General features: G+C 57.0%; 28 protein-coding genes. 19 read left to right on the top strand and 9 right to left on the bottom strand.

Annotated elements, in window-relative coordinates; translation table 11 throughout:
* Positions 1-33 precede the first annotated feature (33 nt).
* A complete protein-coding gene (locus EV586_RS13005) occupies positions 34-348 on the bottom strand; it encodes a YolD-like family protein (protein WP_165898585.1) in 315 nt (104 codons plus the stop codon).
* Positions 349-555: 207 nt separating this feature from the next.
* On the opposite strand from EV586_RS13005, the gene EV586_RS13010 reads away from it, so the two are divergent.
* The 7 genes from EV586_RS13010 to EV586_RS13040 all read left to right on the top strand — a co-directional run bounded on the left by EV586_RS13010 (position 556) and on the right by EV586_RS13040 (position 5,174).
* Positions 556-1,227, top strand: a complete 672-nt coding sequence (locus tag EV586_RS13010) for a DUF2225 domain-containing protein (protein ID WP_165898586.1) — start codon at positions 556-558, stop codon at positions 1,225-1,227.
* A 47-nt stretch (positions 1,228-1,274) separates the two neighbouring features.
* Entirely contained in the window at positions 1,275-2,156 is an 882-nt protein-coding gene (locus EV586_RS13015; protein ID WP_132945548.1) for a DUF72 domain-containing protein, read from the top strand.
* Entirely contained in the window at positions 2,153-2,407 is a 255-nt protein-coding gene (locus EV586_RS13020; protein ID WP_132945549.1) for a hypothetical protein, read from the top strand. Before EV586_RS13015 ends, EV586_RS13020 begins: the two co-directional genes overlap by 4 nt.
* A 191-nt stretch (positions 2,408-2,598) precedes the next feature.
* A complete protein-coding gene (locus EV586_RS13025) occupies positions 2,599-3,051 on the top strand; it encodes an RrF2 family transcriptional regulator (RefSeq protein WP_132945550.1) in 453 nt (150 codons plus the stop codon).
* Positions 3,052-3,099: 48 nt separating this feature from the next.
* Positions 3,100-4,284 (top strand): cysteine desulfurase NifS, encoded by a 1,185-nt coding sequence (gene nifS, locus EV586_RS13030; RefSeq protein ID WP_132945551.1) that lies wholly within the window; start codon positions 3,100-3,102, stop codon positions 4,282-4,284.
* A 40-nt stretch (positions 4,285-4,324) separates the two neighbouring features.
* The gene (nifU, locus tag EV586_RS13035; protein ID WP_132945552.1) at positions 4,325-4,747 is read left to right on the top strand and encodes a Fe-S cluster assembly scaffold protein NifU; all 423 of its coding nucleotides are present in this window, start codon (positions 4,325-4,327) and stop codon (positions 4,745-4,747) included.
* Between the two features lie 61 nt (positions 4,748-4,808).
* Positions 4,809-5,174: a hypothetical protein gene (locus EV586_RS13040; RefSeq protein ID WP_132945553.1), complete on the top strand. Its 366-nt coding sequence runs from the start codon at positions 4,809-4,811 to the stop codon at positions 5,172-5,174.
* 124 nt (positions 5,175-5,298) lie between these two features.
* Here EV586_RS13040 and corA (EV586_RS13045) read toward each other — a convergent pair whose 3' ends face one another.
* Positions 5,299-6,249, bottom strand: a complete 951-nt coding sequence (corA, locus tag EV586_RS13045; protein WP_132945554.1) for a magnesium/cobalt transporter CorA — start codon at positions 6,247-6,249, stop codon at positions 5,299-5,301.
* Between the two features lie 77 nt (positions 6,250-6,326).
* Positions 6,327-7,898: a nitrite/sulfite reductase gene (locus EV586_RS13050; protein ID WP_132945555.1), complete on the bottom strand. Its 1,572-nt coding sequence runs from the start codon at positions 7,896-7,898 to the stop codon at positions 6,327-6,329.
* Positions 7,899-8,097: 199 nt separating this feature from the next.
* Here EV586_RS13050 and EV586_RS13055 point away from each other — a divergent pair, with 199 nt between their 5' ends.
* The 3 genes from EV586_RS13055 to EV586_RS13065 all read left to right on the top strand — a co-directional run bounded on the left by EV586_RS13055 (position 8,098) and on the right by EV586_RS13065 (position 10,805).
* Complete coding sequence (locus EV586_RS13055) at positions 8,098-8,292, top strand: hypothetical protein (protein WP_132945556.1); 195 nt, start codon at positions 8,098-8,100, stop codon at positions 8,290-8,292.
* A 107-nt stretch (positions 8,293-8,399) separates the two neighbouring features.
* Positions 8,400-9,182, top strand: a complete 783-nt coding sequence (locus EV586_RS13060) for an enoyl-CoA hydratase/isomerase family protein (protein ID WP_132945557.1) — start codon at positions 8,400-8,402, stop codon at positions 9,180-9,182.
* A 96-nt stretch (positions 9,183-9,278) separates the two neighbouring features.
* Positions 9,279-10,805: a long-chain-fatty-acid--CoA ligase gene (locus EV586_RS13065; protein ID WP_132945558.1), complete on the top strand. Its 1,527-nt coding sequence runs from the start codon at positions 9,279-9,281 to the stop codon at positions 10,803-10,805.
* Positions 10,806-10,912: 107 nt separating this feature from the next.
* On the opposite strand, the gene EV586_RS13070 is transcribed toward EV586_RS13065, so the two are convergent.
* Both EV586_RS13070 and EV586_RS13075 read right to left on the bottom strand, forming a co-directional pair.
* Positions 10,913-11,395, bottom strand: a complete 483-nt coding sequence (locus EV586_RS13070; protein WP_165898587.1) for an NUDIX domain-containing protein — start codon at positions 11,393-11,395, stop codon at positions 10,913-10,915.
* Positions 11,396-11,412: 17 nt separating this feature from the next.
* Positions 11,413-12,201 carry an ABC transporter substrate-binding protein gene (locus EV586_RS13075; protein ID WP_132945560.1) on the bottom strand — a complete coding sequence of 263 codons (789 nt, stop codon included), beginning with the start codon at positions 12,199-12,201 and terminating at the stop codon, positions 11,413-11,415.
* A gap of 71 nt (positions 12,202-12,272) precedes the next feature.
* Here EV586_RS13075 and EV586_RS13080 point away from each other — a divergent pair, with 71 nt between their 5' ends.
* On the top strand, positions 12,273-12,536 hold the full coding sequence (locus tag EV586_RS13080; protein WP_132945561.1) for a hypothetical protein: 264 nt from the start codon (positions 12,273-12,275) through the stop codon (positions 12,534-12,536).
* Positions 12,537-12,589: 53 nt separating this feature from the next.
* Here EV586_RS13080 and EV586_RS13085 read toward each other — a convergent pair whose 3' ends face one another.
* Positions 12,590-13,072: an inorganic diphosphatase gene (locus EV586_RS13085; RefSeq protein ID WP_132945562.1), complete on the bottom strand. Its 483-nt coding sequence runs from the start codon at positions 13,070-13,072 to the stop codon at positions 12,590-12,592.
* 255 nt (positions 13,073-13,327) lie between these two features.
* Between EV586_RS13085 and EV586_RS13090 the strand changes: the two genes are divergently transcribed.
* The 5 genes from EV586_RS13090 (at position 13,328) to corA (EV586_RS13110) (ending at position 19,625) form a co-directional block, all read left to right on the top strand.
* Positions 13,328-14,665, top strand: a complete 1,338-nt coding sequence (locus tag EV586_RS13090) for a hemolysin family protein (protein WP_243653034.1) — start codon at positions 13,328-13,330, stop codon at positions 14,663-14,665.
* A gap of 84 nt (positions 14,666-14,749) precedes the next feature.
* Positions 14,750-16,273 (top strand): spore germination protein, encoded by a 1,524-nt coding sequence (locus EV586_RS13095; RefSeq protein WP_132945563.1) that lies wholly within the window; start codon positions 14,750-14,752, stop codon positions 16,271-16,273.
* Between the two features lie 10 nt (positions 16,274-16,283).
* Positions 16,284-17,387 carry a GerAB/ArcD/ProY family transporter gene (locus tag EV586_RS13100; RefSeq protein ID WP_132945564.1) on the top strand — a complete coding sequence of 368 codons (1,104 nt, stop codon included), beginning with the start codon at positions 16,284-16,286 and terminating at the stop codon, positions 17,385-17,387.
* The gene (locus EV586_RS13105; RefSeq protein WP_132945565.1) at positions 17,384-18,496 is read left to right on the top strand and encodes a Ger(x)C family spore germination protein; all 1,113 of its coding nucleotides are present in this window, start codon (positions 17,384-17,386) and stop codon (positions 18,494-18,496) included. The genes EV586_RS13100 and EV586_RS13105 overlap by 4 nt, the downstream gene beginning before the upstream one ends.
* 145 nt (positions 18,497-18,641) lie before the next feature.
* On the top strand, positions 18,642-19,625 hold the full coding sequence (corA, locus tag EV586_RS13110; RefSeq protein WP_132945566.1) for a magnesium/cobalt transporter CorA: 984 nt from the start codon (positions 18,642-18,644) through the stop codon (positions 19,623-19,625).
* Between the two features lie 63 nt (positions 19,626-19,688).
* Here the strand turns inward: corA (EV586_RS13110) and EV586_RS13115 are convergent, their stop codons facing one another.
* Complete coding sequence (locus EV586_RS13115) at positions 19,689-19,928, bottom strand: 2-hydroxymuconate tautomerase (RefSeq protein WP_279388297.1); 240 nt, start codon at positions 19,926-19,928, stop codon at positions 19,689-19,691.
* Between the two features lie 298 nt (positions 19,929-20,226).
* On the opposite strand from EV586_RS13115, the gene EV586_RS21335 reads away from it, so the two are divergent.
* Positions 20,227-21,027 carry a hypothetical protein gene (locus tag EV586_RS21335; protein WP_207893903.1) on the top strand — a complete coding sequence of 267 codons (801 nt, stop codon included), beginning with the start codon at positions 20,227-20,229 and terminating at the stop codon, positions 21,025-21,027.
* A 50-nt stretch (positions 21,028-21,077) separates the two neighbouring features.
* Here the strand turns inward: EV586_RS21335 and gerPC are convergent, their stop codons facing one another.
* Positions 21,078-21,329, bottom strand: coding sequence for a spore germination protein GerPC (gerPC, locus tag EV586_RS13125; protein ID WP_165898588.1), 252 nt, complete (start codon positions 21,327-21,329; stop codon positions 21,078-21,080).
* A 149-nt stretch (positions 21,330-21,478) separates the two neighbouring features.
* Here gerPC and EV586_RS21175 point away from each other — a divergent pair, with 149 nt between their 5' ends.
* Positions 21,479-21,652: a hypothetical protein gene (locus EV586_RS21175; RefSeq protein WP_165898589.1), complete on the top strand. Its 174-nt coding sequence runs from the start codon at positions 21,479-21,481 to the stop codon at positions 21,650-21,652.
* 77 nt (positions 21,653-21,729) lie between these two features.
* On the opposite strand, the gene EV586_RS13130 is transcribed toward EV586_RS21175, so the two are convergent.
* Positions 21,730-22,725 (bottom strand): HD-GYP domain-containing protein, encoded by a 996-nt coding sequence (locus tag EV586_RS13130; protein WP_243653043.1) that lies wholly within the window; start codon positions 22,723-22,725, stop codon positions 21,730-21,732.
* Between the two features lie 198 nt (positions 22,726-22,923).
* Between EV586_RS13130 and EV586_RS13135 the strand changes: the two genes are divergently transcribed.
* Positions 22,924-23,805 carry a GNAT family N-acetyltransferase gene (locus EV586_RS13135; RefSeq protein WP_132945570.1) on the top strand — a complete coding sequence of 294 codons (882 nt, stop codon included), beginning with the start codon at positions 22,924-22,926 and terminating at the stop codon, positions 23,803-23,805.
* Positions 23,806-23,830: the final 25 nt, after the last annotated feature.

The following is a 23,830-nucleotide window of genomic DNA, read 5'->3' on the forward strand; positions in this document are numbered from 1 at the left end:
CGGTGACTCGGCAGGCCGCTTGGTATGTGTGGCTTAAAGTACGCGCACGATGTTTTGGATCGGGAGCAGAAACTTGCCCCATTCGTTGCAGATCTGCAAGCTTCGCGTATCCGGCTTGTAGGCGACGACGCGGCCTTCCACGGTGTGCTCGCCGTCCGACTCGCCGACGACAAATCGCAGCGCTTTGCGGTGCATCATCGCTTCCTGAACCCGAATTTCGATCTCCTCCTGCATGTCTTCGGTCATGACCGGCGCCGAGTACGGCTGCGTCTCCCGTTCCAACAGACGGGTGCGGTGTTCAGGCAGAATCATGCGGTGACCTTCCCAAAGCTTGTTTCCACGGTTCATACGATTCGATCGCTCCCTATACATAAAGTGTGACTGCGGACGAGTACAATATTACGATAACGAACATTTGTTCTCATTATACGCGATCTCTGTACAGAAAACAATTCCCTGCCGCACGTCAACGAGAAGAGTATATTGTCGAAAGCTGCCATTCATGAGACTATAGGGACATAAGTCCTAATTTTTATGAGTGGGGATGATATCGTCATGTTTTTGGCAGATGCGTTCTATGACCGGAAGATTACGTGCCCGCTATGTACTCATGTCTATACCACGAAAAAAGTCCTATCCAAACACGTAAAAACCCAAAAGGTGGAAGGTGACTTCTACGCGATCTATAGAGATGTGAATCCAAATTACTATGCGGTCAATGTCTGCGGCCAGTGCGGATATGCGTTTCTGGACAAGACAAAACCGAAGATTACGGCGTATAAGCGCGAACGTTACCGCCAGCATGTTGTTTCGCGCTGGGTCCCCCGCGAGTACGGCAGCCTGCGCTCGATCATGGAAGCTGTGGTCTCGTTTAAGCTCGCCGTGTTCTGCGCGCAGTTCATGGACGAGCCGGAGCGCACCGTCGGCGGCCTCTGCCTGCAGGTGGCGTGGCTGTACCGGGAGCTGGGGGAACACGGGCAGGAAGAGCGCTTTTTGCGCGATGCGCTCGATTTTTACACCTATGCGTATGAAAATGACCGCACGATCGACACCGACGGGCGGATGACCTATCTGCTCGGCGAACTGCACCGCCGCATGGGCGAGCAGAAGGAAGCGATCCAATATTTTAATCAGGTGATCAGCGACAAACAGGCGCTGCCGAAGTACGTGCGCATGGCGCGCGAACAGTGGTCCCTGATGCGCGAAATGCAGCAGATGTCGGGTTGAGCCCCGGCCCCTTTTTCCACTATAATGCAGGCAGGGAGGTGACGGCTGTGGCCACCGTGCTGTGCGGGACGTGTGCGTGGGGCGACCATGAAGATTTTTATCCGAAACGGGTCAAGCCAAATGAACGGCTGGAATACTATGCGCGGTATTTTCCGCTGGTCGAAGTGGATTCCAGCTTTTACGCCATTCCCAATCCGAAGTATGTGGAGCGCTGGGCTGCGACGACCGGGCCCGGCTTTACGTTTAATATGAAAGCGTTTAAGGGCATGACCGGCCACGAGCGGTCGCGGGGGCCGAAGGAGCGGGCGGAGCTGTTTCCGCAGTTTCGGCAGGCGATCCAGCCGATGGTGGAGTCGGGGAAGCTCGGGGCGCTGCTGTTTCAATTGCCGCCGTGGTTCGTGCTGAATCGGGAACATGTCGATTATCTGCGCGTCTGCCGGGATTATTTCCACGACCTGACCCTGGCGGTGGAGTTTCGCCACCGCTCGTGGTTCGAAGGCGAGATGCGGGCGAAGACGCTGCAGTTTCTGCGCGGCGAAGAGATCGTCAACACGATCGTCGATGAGCCGCAGATCGGCGACGCTTCGATCCCGGCGGTGGCAGAAGTGACAGAACCGTCGCTTGCGCTCTTGCGCTTTCACGGACGCAACGAGGAGACCTGGTACATCAAAGACGCCAAGCATGCCGGCGAGCGGTTTCGCTACCACTACCGGCAGGAGGAGCTGGCGGAGTGGGTGCCGAAGATTCAGCAGCTGTCCGGGCAGGCGCAGCGCGTGCACGTGCTGATGAACAACAACTTTTCCAACTATGCGGTGCAAAATGCGTTTGATATGATGGAACTGCTCGGGCAGCCGGTGAAGCGGGCGCCGCTCATCACCGACCAGCTCGATCTGTTTTCACTGGAAGCGAAAGGCGGGATGCTTGAATGAGACCGATCAGCGTACAAGTGCGCGGGCTGTTGGGACGCGAGGAGATCGAACGCTACAACGACCTGTGGGAAATCGGCAAGTTTCTGGAAGGGCAAGGCCGTTTTGATCTGGCGCGCAAGATTCAGCGCGAGATCGACCTGCTCGCCGAACCGGCGGTGGAAAAGCTGATGCGCTATGAAAACCGCACCGGACAGGCACCCGTCGTGGCCGCCCCTGTCATCATCGACAACCGGAAAAAAGACGAGTCTTGAGCGGTGCAAAATGGGGGTGGGAAGCCTTGACATCGTGTCGGCCCCATGCCTATAATAATGTTGATCAAATCAATCAGGATTATCGCTCGACGAAGTCCTGATTTGTTTTTGCACATATTCCTGACCTAAACAGTCAAGATTACAGAGGGTATGCGTAAGCGGATATCTGCTTGTCTAAGGAGGTGCGTACATTGAAGCTTTCTTCGCGCGGTCACTACGGCTTGATGGCCATGACCTACCTCGCGCAAAAAGCGGACGGAGGTCCTACGCCGATTAAGCAGATCGCTTCTGCCGAAGAGATTCCAGAGCAGTATCTGGAGCAGATCTTCGTAGAACTTCGCAAGGCGGGGCTTGTCACCAGTGTACGCGGTGCCCGCGGAGGTTACCGGCTGGGCCGGGCCCCCGAGGAGATCAACGTCGGCCAGGTCGTAAAAGTGCTGGAAGGCGAAATTGCGCCGGTTGAGTGTCTGCACTCCTCCGAGGAGGACGCAGAGCTTTGCTGCTCGAAGACCGAGTATTGCACGACCAAGGTCGTCTGGGAGAAATTGCGAGATACGATGGTTGCCGTGCTGGACGACATCACGCTCTATGATATCGTCACAGGCAGCGCCAAACTCTATACGCAGAAGCAATCTGCCGAGTAAGAGAAACAGCAACCACAGTCACACATAGTCGTGAAGGAGATGACAGTTTTGCGTAAAGTCTATCTGGACCATGCGGCGACCACTCCGGTCCGCCAAGAAGTACTCGATGCGATGATGCATGTCTACAAAGAGGTATACGGCAACCCGTCGTCCATCCACCAATTTGGACGCCCGGCGCGCAAACTGATGGAAGAAGCGCGCGAGAAGGTAGCCAAGGCGATCAACGCCGACCCGAAAGAGATCGTCTTCACCGGTTCCGGCACCGAAGCTGACAACCTGGCGATCGTTGGCGGCGCGCGTGCGAACAAGAAAAAAGGCAACCACCTGATCACCTCCGTCGTCGAGCACCATGCTGTGTTGGATGCGTTCAAGGCGCTGGAGAAGGAAGGCTTCGAGGTCACCTATCTGCCGGTGGACGCGGAAGGCCGCGTGTCGGTAGAAGATTTCAAGAACGCGCTGCGCGATGACACCGTGCTGGTGTCGATCATGCACGGCAACAACGAAGTCGGCACGATCATGCCGGTGGAAGAGATCGGCGCGATCTGCCGTGAGCGCAAGATCCTGTTCCACACCGACGCCGTGCAAACGGTCGGCAAGATCCCGGTTGACGTCAAGGCGATCAACTGCGACTTCCTCGCCCTGTCCGGCCACAAGATCTACGGTCCGAAAGGCATCGGCGTGCTGTACATGCGCCGCGGCGTTCGCACCCAGCCGCTGTACTACGGTGGCGGTCAAGAGCGCAAACTGCGCCCGGGCACCGAAAACGTAGCGAACATCGTCGCTCTGTCTGTCGCGATCGAGCTGGCTGTTGCTGAGATGGCAGAAGAGTCTGCTCGCCTGTCCGTCCTGCGCGACAAGCTGATCGACGGCATCCTGAACAACATCGAAGAGACGCGCCTGAACGGTCCGCGCGAAGGCCGTCTGCCGCATAACGTCAACGTTTCGATCGAGTACATCGAAGGGGAAGCGCTCCTGCTCTCCTGCGACATGAAGGGCTTCGCAGCTTCTTCCGGTTCTGCTTGCACCTCCGGCTCGCTCGATCCGTCGCACGTGCTGATGGCGATGGGTCTGACCCACACCACCGCACACGGTTCGCTGCGCCTGTCCCTGGGCAAGTCGACCACGGAAGAAGATATCGATTATGTGATCGAGCAGCTCAAGCCGATCGCAGACCGCCTGCGCGCGATGTCGCCGGTGTGGGAGCGTTTCCAAAAGGGTCTGCCGATCACGTAACACCCGCTTTTCAAAACCAATCCTGAGGAGGAATTCTACTATGTACAGCGATAAAGTAATCGACCATTTCACCAACCCGCGCAACGTAGGTGAAATCGAAGACGCATCCGGTGTTGGCGAAGTCGGCAACATGAAGTGCGGGGACATCATGAAGATGTACCTGAAGATCGACGATGCAACCAACATGATCGAAGATGTAACATTTAAGACGTTCGGCTGCGGCGCGGCGATCGCAACTTCGTCGATGTCCACCGAAATGATCAAGGGCAAGACCATCTCCGAAGCGCTGGACCTGACCAACCGTGCGATCGCAGACGCACTGGACGGCCTGCCGCCGGTGAAAATGCACTGTTCGGTACTGGCAGAGGAAGCGCTGAAAGCAGCTCTGCTCGACTACCAAAAGAAATCCGGCAAGAACCTCGGCCTGAACGAAGAAGACTTCGAAGACTGGGACGAAGAGTAAGATCGCACATGACTCCCTCCAACAAGTATTGGAGGGAGTTTTTTAAAGGGAGGTGTCCAGGATGTCTGATGACCTGAAGAATGAGGAGAAGTGGGTCAATCCGCTGTTGCCGGACGGCAAGAAGGAGTATGTGGTTGACCTGCAGATCACACCGATCGACGAGGATCACTGGACGCTGAAGCTGTCGACCGACCAGATTCAGCAGATCCACACAGCGCTGCAGCACTCGATCATCGAGAACCAGCGCGAGATGTCCAAACTCAAACGTCAAGCCCAGCGCTGGTCTGAGACCGGCACCGAACTGGAAAAGCTCGGCGTTGGTAAGAACAAGCATCTGTACAAGGCGACCAAGAAGGAGAACGAGAAGCTGGAGAAATTGAAAAACGAGCTGACCGACTTCCTCTTCGCGCAAAAGCGGATGCTGTAGTCGATGGCGCGATGGCCCGGAGCCAGCGCGCCACCCTGTGTTCGTGGAATCGACAGAATCCCCCTGACAAAAGCTACCGATGAGGTAGTGTGCGTGAGGGGGATTTTTGTGTTGCTCTGAGTGCTCAGTCGAACCAGCCTTTGCTGCGGAAGAACAGGAACAGGCCGACCCCGATGCCGAGCATCGTGATGATCATGATCATGAACCCATTTTGCTCATGCAGACCTGGCATGAAGTCGAAGTTCATCCCGTAGATGCCGGTCAGCAGCGTCAGCGGCATGAAGATCGTCGTGATCGCCGTCAGGATCATCATCACCGAGTTCATTCGGTTCGAAGAAAGCGACATATACGAGTCGCGAATGTCGGCCGTCAGCTCGCGGTTGGAATCGATCATCTCGGCCAGCTTGAGCAGGTGGTCGTAGATGTCGCTGAAATACACGCGCTGCGGACGTAAGGACTCCAACTGCTCCGCATTTAAGACCCGGTACAGCAGATCCCGCGTCGGCACGATCGTCCGGCGCAGCGCCAGCAGGTCGGTGCGGATCTCGAAGACCTGATCCATCAGCGAGCGGGTCGACTGTTGGCGCGTCTTGTCCTCCAGCACGTCGAGCTGATCTTCCAGCTGCTGCACGGCGGGGAAGTAGTTGTCCACAATGGTATCGATGATCAGATAGGAGATGAAATTCGGCCCGCGCTGATGCGTCTTCTCGTCGGTCTGCACCCGGGCCCAGACCGTTTCCACTTCGCGCAGGTTGGTCATATGAAACGAGACGAGAAAGTTTGGCCCGACAAACAGGTCGATCTCTTCCGAATTGAGCGTCATCTGATTCAAGGCGTGCAGCACAAAGAAGTGATAATCGTCAAAATGGTCGATCTTCGGTCGCTGCAAAAAATGAAAACAGTCTTCCACCGCCAGCGGGTGGAACTGGAAATGGTCGCGCAGCAGCAGCCCTTCGCTTTGGGTCGGCGTGGAAAAATCGACCCAGTACCAGGCGAGGTCCGCGCGGTGCAGATCTTGCAGGGTCAGGTTGTTCAGCAGCTCGTGCTGCTTGGTTACGGCTACGATCCGAATCATGTGCTCACCTCGGTGTTATTGTAACAAAAAAACGGCCGCTCCGCAGGGAGGGCCGTTTTCAGCAGGGAAGGGCGGGCTTAGACTGCTGCTGCCGCTTCCAGATAAGCTTTCAATTCTTCATCGGCCACGCGGCCTGCGAATTCGCGGAACGATTCGCCTGCCAGACGGTGCTCGGTGTAGTAGCGCACGATGTTTTCGATCGTGTACTGCACTTGATCGCCCGGGACTTTCAGGGCGACTTTGCGGTTGAACGTCGCGCCTGCGCCCAAGCCGCCGCCGATCGAGACGTCAAAGGCGTCGACCATCTTGCCGTCGCGGCGCACGAGCGCGCCGGCGAGGCCGATGTCGGCGATCGCCTGCTGGCCGCACTGGTTGGGGCAGCCGTTGACGTGCAGGCGGATCGGCGCGCCAAAGTCCGGGAAGGTCGCGTCGAGGTATTCGGCGATGCCTTTCATGCGCACTTTGGTTTCGACGAGCGCCAGGTTGCAGAACTCGTTGCCGGTGCAGGAGACCGCATGGCCGACAAACGCTGGCGGAGTTGCCGTGAACTGCGCGAGGATCGGCTCTTGCAGCAGCGCGTCCACGTTGGCATCCGGCACGTTCGGAATGATGATGTTTTGCGTGTTGGTGGTGCGCAGGTCGCCATTGCCGTATTGCTTCGCCACGCGGGCGAACTCGAGCAGGATGTCGGCGGTGATGCGGCCGACCGGCAGCGACAGGCCGACGAAGTTCAGGCCGTCCTGCTTCTGCTTGTGCACCCCGTAGAGGTATGCGCCGTTCCAGTCTTCCTGCACGCGCTGGCCACCGCGGGTGTAGGTCTTGCCAAGCGTTGCTTCCAGCTCGTCGCAGAATTTTTCTGCGCCCCAGTCGGCGACGAGGAACTTGATGCGGGCATGGTTGCGCTTCTCGCGATAGCCGTGCTCGCGGTAGACTTTCACCACGCCTTCGATCACTTCAAGCGCTTCTTCCTGGCGCACGAAGATGTTCAGGTTCTGCGCCATGTGCGGCTTGGCAGACAGGCCGCCGCCGACGAGGATGTGGTAGCCGACTTCATCGCCGAGGCGTGCCGGCACCAGCGCGAGGTCGTTGATCTCCGGGTGGCCGAGGTCGCGCGGGTCGGCTGCGATCGAGATTTTGAACTTGCGCGGCAGGTTGGAGTATTCCTTGTTGCTGAGGAACTTCTGCTCCACCGCCCACACGAGGTCGCGCACGTCAAACAGCTCTTTCGCATCAAGACCGGCCACCGGGGAGGAGATGACGTTGCGCACGACATCGCCGCACGCCTGGATCGGCGACATGCCCACTGCGGCCAGACGGTCGAAGATCTCCGGCATGTCTTGGATCTGCAGCCAATGATACTGAATCGCCTGCCGGGTGGTCACATCGACGAGGCCGCGGCCGAACTTGTTGCCGAGCTCCGCCACGACGACCGCCTGTTCATAGGTCAGCATGCCGCCCGGAATTTTCACGCGCATCATGAAGTACGGATCGGTCTTCGGCTTTTGCTGATAGATGCCATACCATTTAAAACGGATAAAATCGCCCGGATCGATCGCTTCGAACCCTTCTTTGGCGTAGCGGTGAATATCGTGAAGGACATCTAAGCCGTCTTTTTCCAGTTTCAGTTGTTCTTCTTTGTTCAGTGCCAACTGGACTCACTCCTTCTCGGTCAACTCAACTCGAATTTTAATTCCAAGTATCCATATACGGATTATAAGTCTTAACCCAGACCCTGTAAAGCCAAATCCACAGAACTTTCCTTGCGAAAAGAGCTTGTCATTGTCGAAAGATTGTCAGAAAATAATAATCAGAAACTATAACTTTTTCTGCAAAGGATGACAGGGTGTCATGAATGAAAAGGCGGTGCCGACGTGGCTGCTTGCAGTCCCGGTCGTAGGTTTGGGGGAGCTGACGTACTGGCTGTACGGTCGGTTTGGGGTAAATCTGGCAGTTCAGGTATCTTTTGGGGCCGCTGTGCTTGCAGCTTTTGTCTTTCTCATCATCTATTTCATGCGCTGGAACACTAATCGAAAGAAAAGTTAGAAAATATGACTCCCTAGTATAAAAACCGGAAGGAACTCATATCGGTAGTGTAGAAGTCATTATAACGCCGTTATTATGGGGACGGCGTGTAGGAGGCACTGCACGAGATGAGTGTTCGAGCATTCACCCGCTTGACGAAAGAAAACGGGATTGCCATTTTGACGATCGACAATCCGCCCTTGAACGTGCTCAGTGAAAGAGTCGGCCTGGAAATTCGCGAATGCGTGACCGAGGTCGAGCATGACGAAGAAGTGGTGGTGTTGATCGTCACAGGTGCCGGACGCGCGTTTATCGCCGGCGCGGACATCAAGGAGTTCCCCTCCAAGATGGCGCGCGGGGAAGCGAAGAAGATGGCGCTTGAGCATTTCCACACCTATAACCGGCTGGACTTCTTGCCCAAACCGACGATAGCTGCCTTAAATGGCGTGACGCTTGGCGGCGGACTGGAACTGGCGATGGCGTGTGACATTCGCATCGCCGGCGAAAGTGTGAAGCTGGGCTTGCCGGAGATCAAGCTCGGATTGTTTCCGGGCGCGGGCGGAACACAGCGGTTGCCGCGTCTGGTCGGCGAAGGGAGAGCCAAGGAACTGATGTTCATCGGCGACCCGATCACCGCTCAGGAAGCATGGCAGATCGGTTTGGTCAATAAGGTCGTCCCGGACGACAAAGTCCTGACCAGCGCGCTGGACATGGCAAACGTGCTGGCGACGCGGACCTTGACAGCGCTTTCGCGGATCAAGAAAGCGGTCGATAAGGGGCTTGAGATGGACCTGACGAGCGGAGTGCTGTACGAAGCGGAACTGCTGGATGAGGTATTCCAGACGGAAGACATTGTGGAAGGCTGCAATGCGTTTTTGGAAAAGCGTGAACCGAAATTTAAACATCGCTGATCGTGTCTCGTGCCTGTCGCGCAAGTTTTGCGGCAGGTACTACCCAGAATCGACCGACTGTTTGGTTGGAAATCTTGAGGCGAAGAGGTGATCCCTGTGAATTTGAGTACGAATTTGCGGCAAACTGCAGAGAAAACGCCGGATGTGACCGCACTGCTTTATCTGGATCAGAAGATCTCGTACCGCGATTTGAACGCAGATGTTGACCGTTTTGCGGCCGGCCTGGCCAAGCTCGGCATCGGCAAAGGCTCGAACGTCGCTTTGCTGCTCGGCAACTCGCCGGAATTTGTGATCGCCTATTATGCGATCGTGCGTCTGGGCGCGGTGGCGGTGCCGATCAACCCGCTGTATACGCCGGGCGAGATCCAGTTCATCCTCGCCGACTGCGGTGTACAAGCTGTCATCGCCGTCGGACAGATGGCCCCGCTGGCTCCCTTAGTGCTGCAGATGCTGCCGACGTGCAAAGCGGTGATTCTGGTCGGCGCGGAGCTGGAGATGGAAGGCGTATCGGCGTTTGGTGAGGTGCTGAACAGCGGCGGCGAGGTGCCGACTGTCGAGGCGACGCCTGACGATATCGCGGTGATTCTGTACACGTCGGGCACGACGGGCCAGCCGAAGGGCGCTCTGCTGTCACATCAGAACCTGTGCTCGAACGCAAACAACATCGGCGACTTCCTGAACATGAGCGCAGCAGACATGGTGGTCGCCGTGCTGCCGATGTTCCACGTGTTCTGCATGACGGTCTGCCTCAACGCGCCGCTGTACCGCGGGGCGACGATTCTGGTCATGCCGCGCTTCTCGCCGACCGAGACGGCGAAAGCGATTCAGGCGCATCAGGCGACGATGTTTGCAGGGGTGCCGACGATGTTCAACTTCCTCGTGCAGCATCCGGAGGTACAGGCGGATGAGCTGAAGTCGCTCAACTTGGCGATCTCCGGTGGCGCGGCGATGCCGGTGGCAGTATTGGAAGCGTTTGAACAGAAGTTTGGCGTGATCGTATCGGAAGGCTACGGGCTGTCCGAAGCGTCTCCGGTCGTCACCTTCAACCCGCTCGACCGTCCGCGCAAGCCGGGCACGATCGGCGTCGTGATCCCGGGCGTGGAAGCGCGCGTGGTCGATGAGAACGGCAATGATGTTGGGCCGGGCGTGGTCGGCGAGCTGATCTGCCGCGGCGACAACGTGATGGTCGGCTACCTGAAGCGTCCGGAAGAGTCGGCGCTGGCGCTGCGTGACGGCTGGCTGTATACGGGCGACATGGCAACGGTGGACGAGGAAGGCTACTTCTCGATCGTCGACCGCAAGAAGGACATGATCATCGTCGGCGGGTTCAACGTCTACCCGCGCGAAGTGGAAGAAGTCCTGTTCCGCCACCCAAACGTGCGGGAAGCGGCTGTCGTCGGCGTGCCGGATGCCAACTACGGCGAGAAAGTCCGCGCATTCGTCGCGCTGAAACAGGAAGACGCTTCGACCGAAGCCGACCTGATCGCACACTGCGAAGCGGTGCTGACCGCCTACAAGGTGCCGAAGGAAGTGTTCATTCTGGAAGAGCTTCCGAAGAACACCACGGGAAAGATCCTGCGCCGCGAGCTGAAGAAGAACGAGAACAACCCGGTTTCGAAATAAAAAGCGTAAACAAGACCCCGGTAAAAACCGGGGTTTTTGGCGTCTGGGAAACGCATGACGAAATGCGCATGAAGAGAGCCCTTGCGGTGAGGCAAGGGCCCTTGTATTTAAAAGAAGATCTTGTATTCGGAATACCCGTAATCGCGAGTGTGCGAAATGGGGCGGGGCTGGAGGCCGGCGGTGTTATGCACGTCGCGGATGAGGGTGGCGAGAAACTCGGTGGAGTCGGGGGAGGAGGCGATCTCCTCGGGGGTAAGCCAGTCGACGGTGAGCAGTTCGCGCTCGCAGCGCGTCACAGTGCCGCCGAGCAGCCGGGCGCGAAACACGAGCAAGGTGTCGTGCTTGCCTTTGCGCAGGACGCCGGTGCGCACGGCGACGACCGCTTCCGGCTCGACGATGAGCCCGGTCTCTTCGCGGACTTCCCGCACTACGGCCGCGTCGACCGTCTCATCTGCACGGACGAACCCGCTCGGCAACGTCCAGAGCCCTTTGGTTGCGCTGTATGATTTTTTGACGACGAGGCACTTGCCGGCCTCATTGATCACCAGGCCCGATACGGCGAGCCAGATGTTGCCGCGTTTGTCCTCCACGCTCCTGCACTCCTTCTCTAGGAAAGTTCGGTATCCAGCAGCTCTGCCAGCTCCTCCAGGCCTTGAAACAGGCGCTGGGACGGTCGGCAGTACAGCCCTTCCTCCAAGACGTACACGCGCCCGTTCTGCACCGCCGGGATCGCAGCGTAGCCTGCGCGCTCGGTGATCATCGACGTCTTCACCTTGTCGGCGTGCACGCCGCACCAGACGGCAAACATGAAGTCCGGCGCCCGCTCGATCACCTCTTCGTGTGTGGCGGTGTACGAATCGCCCGGCTTGTCGGCAAACAGGTTGCTGCCGCCGGCGAGCTCGGAGATCGGGGTCAGCCAGTTCAGCGCACCCGGCGTAAAGATCGGGCGCGGCCACCATTCCCAGTACAGCTTCGGCGCGTGCTTGCGCGCGGCAGCTTTTTCCTGCACGCGTGCGACTTTCGCCTGCAGCTCCGCCACGACTTGCCCGGCGCGCTCCGGCACGCCGCAGACGTTGCCGAGCGTCACGATGTCCGCATAGATCTCTTCGATCGACTTCGGATTGAGCACGAGGTGCGGAATGTTCAGTTCCTGCAGGCGCTCCACATTTTTCTCCATGCCCGGCACGGAGAGCGAAGCGATCACAAGGTCTGGCTGCAGCTCCTGCAGACGGTCCATGTTGATGTTCAGGTCGGGTCCCAGCTTGGGCAGGTCTTTCACTTTTTCGGCCGGCCAGTCGGAGTAATCGTCGACGCCGACCACGAGGTCCATCAGGCCCAGCGCGTCGAGCAGTTCGGTGTTGCTCGGGCAGATGGAGACGATGCGTTGTTTGGTCATGGCTTATTGCTCCTCTCTTGACCAAATGATACAATGAGACATGCAATCTGTGTAGATGAGGTGTATATTTTATGGCGATGTTCGTCGTATTGATGCTTTTGTTCCTGATCGCGTCGTTTGGGATTTCGTTTATCATGGATATGTTTACGAAAAAATTCCCGTGGACGTCCACTGTGGTGGCGGTCGCACTGGTCGGCTACTACCTCGTGTCCCGCAGCTTTGATGTTGGCGGCGGCGAGATCCTGCTCTGCGTCGGCGTGATCGGCGGTGCGCTGGCTGCGTCGCTGACGATTCGCACGCTCGTCACTCGCGGCTTCAAGATGTTCGGCGCTTAAGCCGTACAGAAAAATCCTGAGCGGAATCCGCTCAGGATTTTTGTTTGCTTAGCTTATTTGCTGTTGCGGGCAGTCGCTTCGTCGAGCAGGCGCTGAGCGGTCTCTACGCCTTCCCAGCCGTCGATTTGGACAGTCTTGTTCTCGAGGTCTTTGTACACTTGGAAGAAGTGGGAGATCTCTTTCAACACGTGCGGCGCCACATCGTCGAGGCTATGTACGTTCGCGAAGCGCGGGTCTTGGGTCGGAACGGCCAGCAGCTTCTCGTCTTTGCCTTTGTCGTCGGTCATGATCAGCACGCCGAGAACGCGGGATTCGATCACGCAGCCCGGGAAGGTCGGGAAGGTGGTCAGCACGAGGATGTCCAGCGGGTCGCCGTCTTCAGCCAGCGTGTTTTCAATGTAACCGTATTCGGTCGGGTAGTGCATCGGGGAAAACAGCACGCGGTCGAGCATGAAACGGTTGTTTTCTTTGTCGTATTCGTACTTGTTCTGGGAACCGGTCGGGATTTCGATGAAAGCGTTAACGATCATAGCCATGGTTGTTACCTCCTGCTTTTCTCTTCTCTGGTTTCTGGACATGAAACCATTCCAATTATAGCAAGTGCGGACGAACCTGACAACGTGACAAGCCTCTCTTCTTCTTTTATCGGCATTTTTGCTGAAGGATGGCGCATATGGTGGGAATATGGCAGGTGGAAGAAAAGGGTAGTCTGTGCTATACTGAGGCTTGACAAATTATAATCTGGGAGGTGGATTCCTGACGTACGTGTACGTATTGTCAGGAGCCTAACTTTGGAAGACCCTTTTGGCGGCAGTACTTCAGTTTTTGACTTTCTGTTGATCATCGTTCTTGTGTTGTTGAACGGATTCTTCGTCGCGGCGGAGTTCGCGATGGTCAAGGTGCGTTCAACTCGGATTGAACAGCTGGTCTTGGAAGGCAACAAACGGGCGGGTTTTGCCCAGCGCATCACCGACAAGCTGGACGCGTACTTGTCAGCAACTCAACTGGGGATCACGATCTCGTCGCTGGCCCTCGGCTGGGTGGGGGAACGAACGTTATCGAAAGTGTTCGTCCTCTGGTTTGACGGCTTTGGTCTCAGTGATGCCATGCTGCATACGGTATCGGCCATCATCTCGTTTTCGATCATCACCTTCATGCACATCGTCCTCGGCGAACTCGCGCCGAAGTCGCTGGCGATCCAGCGCACCGAAGGCACGGTGCTGTGGACGGCAGGCCCCTTGATCTTCTTCTACAAGCTGATGTTTCCGTTCATCTGGATGCTCAACGGGACGGCCAACGCGTTTTTGCGCTTGATCGGCATCCGTCCGGCGTCTGACGCGGAGCTGGCGCATAATGAAGAGGAATTGCGGATGATCGTGACGCAAAGTCACGAGAGCGGTGTGATCGACGAAACTGAACGCACTCTGTTTGACAATATATTTGATTTCTCCAACCGCGTCGCCCGCGAGATCATGGTGCCGCGCACAGACATGAGCTGTCTGTATATCAACCGTCCGTTCAAGGACAACTTGGCAAAAGCGGACTCGGAGAAGCATACCCGCTTCCCGCTCGTCCTGGAAGATAAAGACAACATCGTGGGCATCGTCCACATCAAGGACCTCTATGCGGTGGCGCTGAGCGGCCGCGACGACATCTCGCTGGAGACGATCGCCCGCAAGCCGCTTACCGTGCCGGAGTCGATGCCGATCAAAGACGTGCTGAAGATCTTGCAGAAGAACCGCTCTGAGCTGGCGATCGTCATCGACGAATACGGCGGCACGGCGGGGATCGTGACCACCGAGGACATCCTCGAAGAGCTGGTCGGCGAGATCCAGGACGAATTTGACGAAGAGCGTCCGTTCATCGAAGAGCAGAGCGACCACGTGTCGATCGATGCGCGCATGCTGATCGACGAGGTCAACGAATACTTCCACCTCAACATCGAATCGGAAGAGGTGGACACGATCGGCGGCTTCATCTATGCGCAGTTCCAGACTCCGTTTGTCGGCGGGAAAGTCGCGGTCGACAACTATCAGTTTACGATCACGGAGATGGATTCGCTGCGCGTGACGAGGCTGGCCGTCCGCCGCTTACAAGCGGTGGAAGAAGAAGATCTGCAGCTTGCGTAACCTTCATCTGAATCGAACGAAAGCCTGAGCGTATGCTCAGGCTTTTTCTGTTGAACACTAGAGGGAAAGAAAAGGAGGGTCTGGATGAAAAAGGTACTGACGTCGCTGCTTGGCAAGTGGCTCCAAGGTCAAGGCATGAACACGCAGCGCGGCGAACAGGATGTGCCGGACGTTCCGTTTGGCAGCGACGGTCAGGAGAACATCCGCCGCGTGATGCAGGCGTTGGGGAATCCGCCCGATCTGATCAGCGAGTCTTTCCGTTTTCAGAATCTGACCTTTCGGATCCTCTATGTCAAAACGATGATCAACTTCGACTTCTTGCAGCGCGACCTGCTCGGACAACTGCAAAAGTTCTCTCACACCGGCCAGTTTGCGATGGGCCAGAAAAAAAGCACGGCACATCTGCAGGAAGCCTTGGCCTTACTGCTCGAAGGCTGGACGCTGGTCACCTTGCCCGGCCAAGACGGGTTCGTCTGCTTTAAGACGCAAGATGTGGTCGGCAGAAACGTCGGGCACGCGGAGAACCAATCGATCGTCATCGGGCCGCAAGAGGCGTTTAACGAGTCGCTGGAGTTAAACCTCTCCTTGATTCGCAAGCGGCTGAGAAGCGAGCAGCTGCGCATCGAAACGCACAAAATCGGTACGCTGACCCATACGACGGTCGCCTTGCTGTCGGTGGATGGCGTGGTCAACGAAAAGAACTTGCAGGAGATGCGGGAGCGGATCAAACTGGTCGACACAGATGCGCTGCTCGACTCGGGGACGCTGGCGCAATTGATCAACGACCAGCCGTTGTCGCCGTTTCCGCAGTTCCACATGGTGGAGCGCCCTGACAGCGTGGTGTCGGCCCTGATCGACGGCAAAGTGATCGTGCTGGTCGACGGCACGCCGTATGTGTTGATGGGGCCGAGCGCCTTTATTGAATTCTTTCATTCCCCGGAGGACTATTTCAACCGTTGGGCTTCGTCCAGTCTGGTCCGGCTGCTCCGCATTTTTGGCGTGTTCGTCTCGATCACCTTTTCGGCGATCTATGTGGCGGTCTTGACGTTTCACTATGAGGTCATTCCGGCGAACATGCTGAAGACAATCGCGATGTCGCGGGCCCGGGTGCCGTTTCCGCCGCTGTATGAAGCGATGTTTCTGGAACTGACCCTGGAGGTTCTGCGCGAGGCGGGCGCGCGGCTGCCGACCAAAGTCGGCCAGACGATGGGCATCGTCGGCGGTATCGTCATCGGGCAGGCGGCGGTGACGGCGGGGCTGACCTCGAACGTGATGATCATCATCGTCTCCTTGTCGGCCCTGGCGTCGTTTGTGACGCCGTCCTACATGATGAGCAACGCGGTGCGGGTGATCCGCTTCCCGGTGATCCTCTTTGCCGGCTGGTGGGGCTTCGTCGGGATGATGGTCTGCCTGAACCTGCTGCTGATCCATCTGCTCAACCTGTCGTCGCTCGGAGCGCCGTATATGACGCCGTTTGCGCCGCTGCGGCTGGCCGATCTGAAGGACACGCTGATCCGGCTGCCCACGCAGATGCTGTCCAGCCGTCCGGCGTTGACACGAGCGCGGCGGGGATTGAAGAAAGAGCAAGGATCGATGAAGCGAAAGTGAGGGGTAGAAGATGGCGGCAGGCGGCTCGGCAGAACCGCATAAGCGGATCAATTCCATCCAGTTGTTGTTTTTGCTGCACACCGTTCCGATCGGGGTCGGGGTATTGGGATTGGTACGTTTTGTCGCCGACCGCAGCAACCATGACGCGGCGCTTGCTATTCTGCTCTCCGGTCTCTATCCGCAGATCGGGATCCTGTTTATCTGGCTGCTCTTGAAGCGATTCGGTTCCTACGGGCTATATGATGTGTTTCGGCGGTTGTTCGGGCGGTGGCTGGGCGGTTTGCTGTCGCTGTTGTTTGCGGCGTATTGCCTGTTCGCCACGGTGATGACGCTGCGCACGTTTGTTGAACTGGTCAACGCCTGGCTGTTTCCAATGATGCCGGTGTGGGTGTTGACCGTGCTGTTCCTCCTGCCGATCATCTATGCGAGCTATGCGGGTCTGCAACTGCTGGGGCGGTACGCGATCGCCACGTTTTTTCTCACCGTCTGGATTTTTTTCATGAACTATTTTCCGATTGCGGAGGGCACGGTGTCGCACTTGTTGCCGATCGGCAGCACCGGGCTTACCAGCATCGTGCAAGGCAGCATGTTGTCCGCCCTGTCCCTGCTCGGCACAGAGCTGTTGCTGGTCTATTATCCGTACATCACGTACAAAAAGGATGTGCTGCCGGCCGCTTCGATCGCTTCGTGGGGTGTAACGCTCATGTACACGGGAACGGCGGTCACCACGCTGATGTTTTTCTCGCATGATCAGTTGAAAAAGACGATCTGGCCGCTGCTTACGATGTTCAAACACGTGCAGATCCCGTTTATTGAACGCTTTGAAACGATCATCATCGCCATCTGGCTTGTGCAGATCGTCAATACGTGCAGCACCTATCTCTGGGCCGGGATGGAAGGGGTGCAAAAGGTGTTTCGCTTCCAAGCAATCTATTTATACGCTGCTTTCTTTTTGGGCGCGCTGATTCTCTCAAGTCGGATCGCGGGGCGGATCGAGATCAATTTCTACCTCAACATTCTGTCCAAGACGGGCATGGCGGTGATGGTCGTGCTGCCGGCCCTGCTCTGGCTGTTCGCCGTCCTGTTCCGCAAAAAAGGGGGAACCGCACCATGAAGGGAAAACGGGCCGCCCTGCTCGCCCTGTCGCTGTTTTTGACCGGTTGTCAGTCGCAGACGTCGCAGCGGATTCTAGAGAAGCTTGGCGTCATCTCGGCCGTCGGCTTTGATCTGCAGGATGGCGACATTTTGTTTGGCACCTATGTGATTCCGAACTTTACGGAGACCGGCGGGGAGAAGATCGACGTGCTGACCGCGACCGGACATACTTCGAAAGAGCTGCGTTTCAACATGTCCCGCCAGTCGGAGCGGAAACTGGTCTCGGGACAGATCCGCGCTGTGCTGTACGGGGAGGACTTGGCGAGAAAGGGGCTCTTGCCGATATCGGACACCCTGTTTCGAGACGCGGAGATCGGATCGCAGATTCATCTGGCGGTGGTGCAGGGCGAGGCGCGGGATTTTTTTCAAAAGCGCTACCCGGACAAGCCGAGCATCGACTTGTATCTCTACCGGATGATGCGCAAGGAGATGGAAGAGAATACGATCCCGAAATCCAACTTGCACCTGTTTATCCACGACGCCTACGGGGTTGGGAAAGACCCGGTCCTGCCCTATCTGCGGCTGGGCAAAGAAGATGTGATCGTCGACGGTGTGGCGGTATTTCACAACGACAAGATGGTCGGAAGGATCAAAGCGGAAGAGGCCCGGCTGTTGGCCTATATGGAAGGGCGCAAGTCGATCGGCGAACTCGATGTGGAGGTGCAGGAGAAGACGAGCAACGGCGAGAAGGCGCATGCGGTGATGATGTATATGGACATCGGCCGCAAATTGACAGTCGCCAAAGCGAACGGGAAGCCGTCGTTTCATTTTGACGTGACGATTCGCGGTGCGATCACCGAATACACCGGTTTCCAGGACTTGGAGCAGATGCCGGTGGTGAAAAAGCTGGAACAGACCTTTCAGCAAAATCTGCAGGAGCGGATTCAGCATGTCATGGATAAACTGCAAAAAGACTTTCAGTCCGACCCGCTCGGACTCGGGGAGCTGTACCGGTCGAAAGGGTTTGTGCCGGTGTTGGAGCAGGAGACGTGGTACAAACAGTATGCCGAGGCGAAGATCGACGTGAAAGTGAACGTGACGATTCTGCAGACGGGGATGATTCACTAGCGGAAAAGGGAGGCACCTCCGCAGGCGCCCGGACATATTGTAGAGACGGGAAGATTGACGTGCCGTAGCAGGAAACCTATAATCCAAAGTAGTAGAATCCAGACGGTTCCTGTCTCAGATTCGGAAGTGTGGGGAGGGCTGCGCTATGATCAAGACTTATTTTTACAACCATGCAGAGGGCAAGATGTACCACGATGTCGACTTGACGCGCAGAGCCGAACTGTTGCAGGATACGCGAAATCTGCTGTGGATTGACCTCTACAACTGCACGGCGGAAGAGCTCAAGCATGTCGGCAACATTTTTGACTTTCACCCGCTGGCGATCGAGGACTGCCTGCACGACAGCCCGCGCTCGAAAGTTGACCGTTATGAAGATGATGACGATCAATATTATTTCTTCGTCTTTCATGCGCTGCGTTACGATGAGGAGAAAGAGATTGAGATTTCGACGGAAGAGCTGAACATCTTCCTCGGCAAAAACTATCTGGTCACGATTCACAAGAAACCGCTGCAAACGATCGGGCGCATCGCCGCCGCTTCGCTGCGCAGCCATCATTATATGAACCGCGGTCCCGACTTTTTGCTGTATTCGATGGTCGACGGCATCACCGACGAGTATTTCCCAATCTTGGAGCGCATTTCGGCACGGATTGATGAGTTGGAAGATGAAATTTACGTGGAACCGGTGCATGAGATCACCGAGGAGTTCCTGGCCCTGAAACGTAACATCGTCTTGATCCGGCGGGTGATACAGCCGCAGAAGCGGATCTTTGCGAATGTGAACGGGCGTTATTCGTTTGAGATCGATGAAGAGAACATTCCGTATTACATCGACTTGGTGGACCATCTGGAGCGCATCTCCGACGGGGTGGAGTCGTATCGCGACTTGATCTCCGGGGCGCTGGAAACCTACTATTCGCTTGTCACTTCCCGTACGAACGACACGATCCGCATGCTGACGGTCATCTCGACGGTCATGCTGCCGCTGACGTTTATCACCGGCTTCTTCGGGATGAACGTGCCGATCCCGTTTGGCGATTCGTACTTCTCGACGGTGATCATCTTCGGCTGTTTGATGGGGATGACATACTGGATGTTGAAGCTGTTTCGCAAGCGCGGATGGATTTGATCGGCGATTTGACCATTATGGAAAAGCCCCTGCAGATCTGCAGGGGCTTTTTGCTGCGGGCAGCTATTTGTTTTTGTCGATGATCAGTTCGCCGCCGACGGCGTATTCGTCCGCTTTCATGTCTTTGATGAAGACGTGGACGCGGTCTTGCGGGATGCCGGCGATCTCGGCGACCGCATCGGTGATGCGTTTGGTGAGTTCGCGCTTTTGCTCGAGCGAGCGGCCTTCCATCCATTCGATATGTACAAACGGCATGTTGTGCGCCTCCTTTTTGGTGGTCGAGTGTTCCTGTTCATTATACACCTGCCGGGGAGGGCATGCACCCAATTTAGACGGGCATGGGTGATTGTCCCCTGCAAAAAGCGGAGTAGGTGAGTAGGATGGAGTATCAACTGAAAAGGAGGAATTTCGATGTCTGGAAAAGGTGTAACTTACGGTGGATACGGGATGTTTGGGGGCTTTACTCGCTGGGCGATCGTATTCCTGATCATTTTCGTGCTGTTCATTCTGCTTATGCCGGAAGCGTATTAAGCTTTGGAAAGGAAACGTAAGAGCCGAGGGGTGTGCCTCTCGGTTCTTTTGTTAGAGGGGAGGGGGAGAGGTGCCAAAGCGGACAGGAACGAGCAAAGGCAGGAAAAAGCCGGCCCGGTCTGCATTGCGGAAGCCGTGGGTGCTCGATGAAGGACTGCGGCAGCTGATCCGCGGAGAAGCGGCGAAGTTGAAGCTGTCAGAAGAGGAGTATCTGCGGCTGATGACCCACTTTTCAGAAGTGGTGCGCACGTCGATCTTGCCGGCCGGAGTGCTGGACGGCGGGTTTTTGACGATGATCCTGCAGAACCCGATGGTGATGGATATGCTGAAGGGCATGATTCAGAAAATGCTGTCGGGGGCGATGAACAAGAGCAAGTCGGTAAGTTCCGATTCGAGCGGCGGGCTGCCAGCTCCGCAGATGCCCTACGGGCAACGCCAAGGGATGCAGCCGCCTGCGATGCGCGCGCCGCAAGGATTTGGAGGTCCCCAGGGCTTTAGAGGCCCGCAAGGCATGGGAGGCCCGCAAGGCATGGGAGGCCCGCAAGGTATGGGAGGCCCGCAAGGTATGGGAGGCCCACAAGGTATGGGAGGCCTGCCAGGCATGGGTGGTCTGCGAGGCATGGGAGGCCCGCAAGGTATGGGAGGCCTGCCAGGAATGGGTGGTCTGCAAGGCATGGGTGGCCCGCAGAGCTTTGGAGGCCAGGGCGGACCTGGGATGCTGGGGATGCCTTCGGGACAGCAGCAGGCACACGGAGCTCCAGGCGGAGCAGCTGAATCGCAGTCGAACGGTGCAGACGGAAGCGCAGAGGACGGGATGGGGCTGGATATGGACTCGATCGCACGGATGGTCGGGCAGTTTTTGAAGAAATAGAACGGGAAAGCGGCGGTCCAGAATGGGCCGCCGCTTTTGCTGACCGGTGACTAGACGCGAAAGACCGGGCCTTTGGACAGGCTGGGCAGGTGGGTGGTGTTGGAGTTGACTTCTGCCGAATGCGTCATGCCGATCTGCAAGGCTCCGCTGAGATTGTCGATCCTGATCTTGTCGAAATTGAACTCGATCTTGTCGATCACCAGCGTCTTCGCCGCCAGCATCAGCCGGATGTGCTGATTCTCGCGCTCCAATTCCTCCACGCGCCGCCGCAGGTAATAATTCTCCTGGAGGAGATGATGCATCGCCAAGACCTCCTTTTGGTGCATTGTATGGGTTGGTTGGGCACAGTGTGACTGGAAAAATATTTAGTATGTCATATATCGACTGGTCTGCATAGAATGTGATATACTTATCTCAGGGATTGAACGAATTAGTGGAGGGGATTTCCGGAATGCAGGAATATTTGGCTCGCAAGCGTGAAGAAATGATGTCGTATGTGCAAGAATGCGAACAGCGCTTTGGCATGTCCAGTTCCGAATTTGTTTCGTACTATCGCGAACTTGAGTCCCACGGGACCGAAGAAGAATATGACTGGTATGTGTGCCTGAACTTTTTGAGCGCGTAATTGTCTGCGCAAGATGAAAACGTTTACACACTCCATCGCATACTACAAAGGGCGTGCCGTCTAGGCACGCCCCTTTTTTATTTGGCAACCGGTACTTTTTCAATGACTTCCGTAACGAATAAGGTAGAATGATCGAGCAGATGAATCAGTTCGGATGTTGCGAACAGCTTGACGACCGGGCGCAAGGGCAGCCCTTTGGGGACGGCGATGACTTTGCCTTCCTGGCCGTCGTTCAGGCGCACCGACGTGCCGACCGGGTACGGTGCAATGTTGCGGACAAACGCGGTGATGATCTTCTGGTCATAGCCGGTGTACTCCGACATGATCTTCTCCAGCGCATAATGCGGCAGGACGTGCGTCCCGTCTTCGGCGTTGGTCAGGTGATCGTACATGTCTGCGAGGGCACAGATCTGCGCATACTCGTGCACCGCGTCTCCTTTTAAGCTGCGCGGGAAGCCCGATCCGTCGATGCGCTCGTGGTGCTGGACGGCGACGGCAGCCGACAGGGTGTGGAGCATCGGGTAGCGGCGCAGGAGGTTGAAGCCTTCCATCGGATGGTCGAGCGGGTTATCGGTCAGCGCATAGCCGATGTCGTGCAACAGCGACCCGATCGCCACCTGCTTCACGCGCAGCATATCATAGCCAAGACCGATCGCAGTCAGCGTCGCGAGGATGCAGACGTTGACCGAATGCGCATAGCGGTAAGCGGCGCTGGAGCGGATGTCGGTGAACTGTACCATGCAGCCGCGGTTGGCGAGCAGATCGTCGGTGATCTGGTTGGCGACGCGGATCAGCTCGTCGATGTTCAGCGGTTTCTTCGCGGCTGCCAGATCGAATGCCAGCTGCACGATGCGCGTCGCTCCTTGGCGGACTACATCGGAGACCGGATCGATGTCTTCGATCGTGCCCAAGAATTCATCTTCGACATAGACGGACAGGATGCCGTACGCTTCTAAACGTTGTTTGTATGCCAGCTTGACCGATGCACCTCGGTTCAGCAGTATCGACTGGTCGGGCGCATAGATCGGACGGGCGATTTTATGAGCTTCGGACAGTTCATGTAACGAGAGCATTTTCACAATATAAATCCTCCTGACGGTAGAACAAGGAATCGTAAGGTACTACTATTTTACTATACTTCCTAGGAGTTTTGAACTAGATTTTTTAATCGGGGTAAGAATGACTGATGTTGCCGTGTTGAGTTTTTATAAGGAACGAAGGATTCTGCTCTGCCATAGCTTGATAGGGTGAGCGGCAAAGGAGGGGAGTCTGTGGACGAGTTGACGTTTCGCCAAGCGGACCGTGCCGATGTGCCGAAGATGGCGGGCCTGTTTACGAAACGCCCGCCCAAAGAGCGCGTCGCACGGATGACTCGGCGCTTCGGACGGGAACCGGACGGCTGGTATGTCGCGGAGCTCAAAGGCGAGATCGTCGGCTGTTGCCAGGCGGTCTTCCCGCGTCCGAAGGACTGCTGGCTGCAATGGATGCGCATCGGTCCGAACACCCAAGGGAGCGGCGTCGGCGGCGCGTTTGCCGACTATTTGGATCGTCAGGTGCTGGCCAAAGGCGCAGAGGTGGTGCGGCTGAACACGCTGCCCGGCAATGTGCGCGTGCACGCGATGATGGGCGGAGTGCGCGGCTATACGGAGTGGGCGCGGTGGACGAGATGGAACCGGCTCGCGCAAAAGCCGGCGCTCGGGCTGGCCCGGCTGCGCCAGGTAGCGCACGCAGACGATGCGGAGGATGTGTTGGCCTGGCTGGAAGGGCAGGTCGGCTATCAGGCGTCTTTTGCGGCGGTGACCTGCCCGGATGATTTTCGCAAGACGGTGTCGCTCGACCGCAGCCTGCTGCAGGAGCTGATCCGCGGCAAAAAGCGCGGCGGTTGCGTGCTGGCAGGTGCGGACGGGGACATGGAAGCGGCCGCTCTGTACGCGGTGCAGGGGCAGGAGCTGCGCATCCTGCAGCTGGTCGCGGCGACGACGGCAGGCGGATTGGCAGCAGCAGCCGGTGCGATTCGGGAAGCGAAGCCGGTCGAGCGGGTATCGATCCAACTGGCCGGGGCCTCGACTGAGCTGATGCGGGCGATTCAGCGCTCGTTTGCCGGGCCGCATCTGAAAAAGCACGAGTTTTATGTGTTTGGAAAACGCTTGTAACAGCAGAAAACCGCTTGGCGAGGGC

Origin of the sequence: Tumebacillus sp. BK434, from assembly GCF_004340785.1 — a bacterium.
Lineage (GTDB): Bacteria > Bacillota > Bacilli > Tumebacillales > Tumebacillaceae > Tumebacillus_A.

Excerpts from the sequence above, each read along its gene's own strand:
- EV586_RS13060 (WP_132945557.1), top strand. The coding sequence starts at position 8,400 with ATGAGTGTTCGAGCATTCACCCGCTTGACGAAAGAAAACGGGATTGCC.
- EV586_RS13085 (WP_132945562.1), bottom strand. The coding sequence starts at position 13,072 with ATGGCTATGATCGTTAACGCTTTCATCGAAATCCCGACCGGTTCCCAG.
- EV586_RS13080 (WP_132945561.1), top strand. The coding sequence starts at position 12,273 with ATGGCGATGTTCGTCGTATTGATGCTTTTGTTCCTGATCGCGTCGTTT.
- EV586_RS13055 (WP_132945556.1), top strand. The coding sequence starts at position 8,098 with ATGAATGAAAAGGCGGTGCCGACGTGGCTGCTTGCAGTCCCGGTCGTA.
- EV586_RS13100 (WP_132945564.1), top strand. The coding sequence starts at position 16,284 with ATGGCGGCAGGCGGCTCGGCAGAACCGCATAAGCGGATCAATTCCATC.
- EV586_RS13010 (WP_165898586.1), top strand. The coding sequence starts at position 556 with ATGTTTTTGGCAGATGCGTTCTATGACCGGAAGATTACGTGCCCGCTA.
- EV586_RS13005 (WP_165898585.1), bottom strand. The coding sequence starts at position 348 with ATGAACCGTGGAAACAAGCTTTGGGAAGGTCACCGCATGATTCTGCCT.
- gerPC (WP_165898588.1), bottom strand. The coding sequence starts at position 21,329 with ATGCATCATCTCCTCCAGGAGAATTATTACCTGCGGCGGCGCGTGGAG.
- EV586_RS13095 (WP_132945563.1), top strand. The coding sequence starts at position 14,750 with ATGAAAAAGGTACTGACGTCGCTGCTTGGCAAGTGGCTCCAAGGTCAA.
- corA (WP_132945554.1), bottom strand. The coding sequence starts at position 6,249 with ATGATTCGGATCGTAGCCGTAACCAAGCAGCACGAGCTGCTGAACAAC.
- EV586_RS21175 (WP_165898589.1), top strand. The coding sequence starts at position 21,479 with ATGCAGGAATATTTGGCTCGCAAGCGTGAAGAAATGATGTCGTATGTG.
- EV586_RS13020 (WP_132945549.1), top strand. The coding sequence starts at position 2,153 with ATGAGACCGATCAGCGTACAAGTGCGCGGGCTGTTGGGACGCGAGGAG.
- EV586_RS13130 (WP_243653043.1), bottom strand. The coding sequence starts at position 22,725 with ATGCTCTCGTTACATGAACTGTCCGAAGCTCATAAAATCGCCCGTCCG.
- EV586_RS13105 (WP_132945565.1), top strand. The coding sequence starts at position 17,384 with ATGAAGGGAAAACGGGCCGCCCTGCTCGCCCTGTCGCTGTTTTTGACC.
- corA (WP_132945566.1), top strand. The coding sequence starts at position 18,642 with ATGATCAAGACTTATTTTTACAACCATGCAGAGGGCAAGATGTACCAC.
- EV586_RS13040 (WP_132945553.1), top strand. The coding sequence starts at position 4,809 with ATGTCTGATGACCTGAAGAATGAGGAGAAGTGGGTCAATCCGCTGTTG.
- nifU (WP_132945552.1), top strand. The coding sequence starts at position 4,325 with ATGTACAGCGATAAAGTAATCGACCATTTCACCAACCCGCGCAACGTA.
- EV586_RS13075 (WP_132945560.1), bottom strand. The coding sequence starts at position 12,201 with ATGACCAAACAACGCATCGTCTCCATCTGCCCGAGCAACACCGAACTG.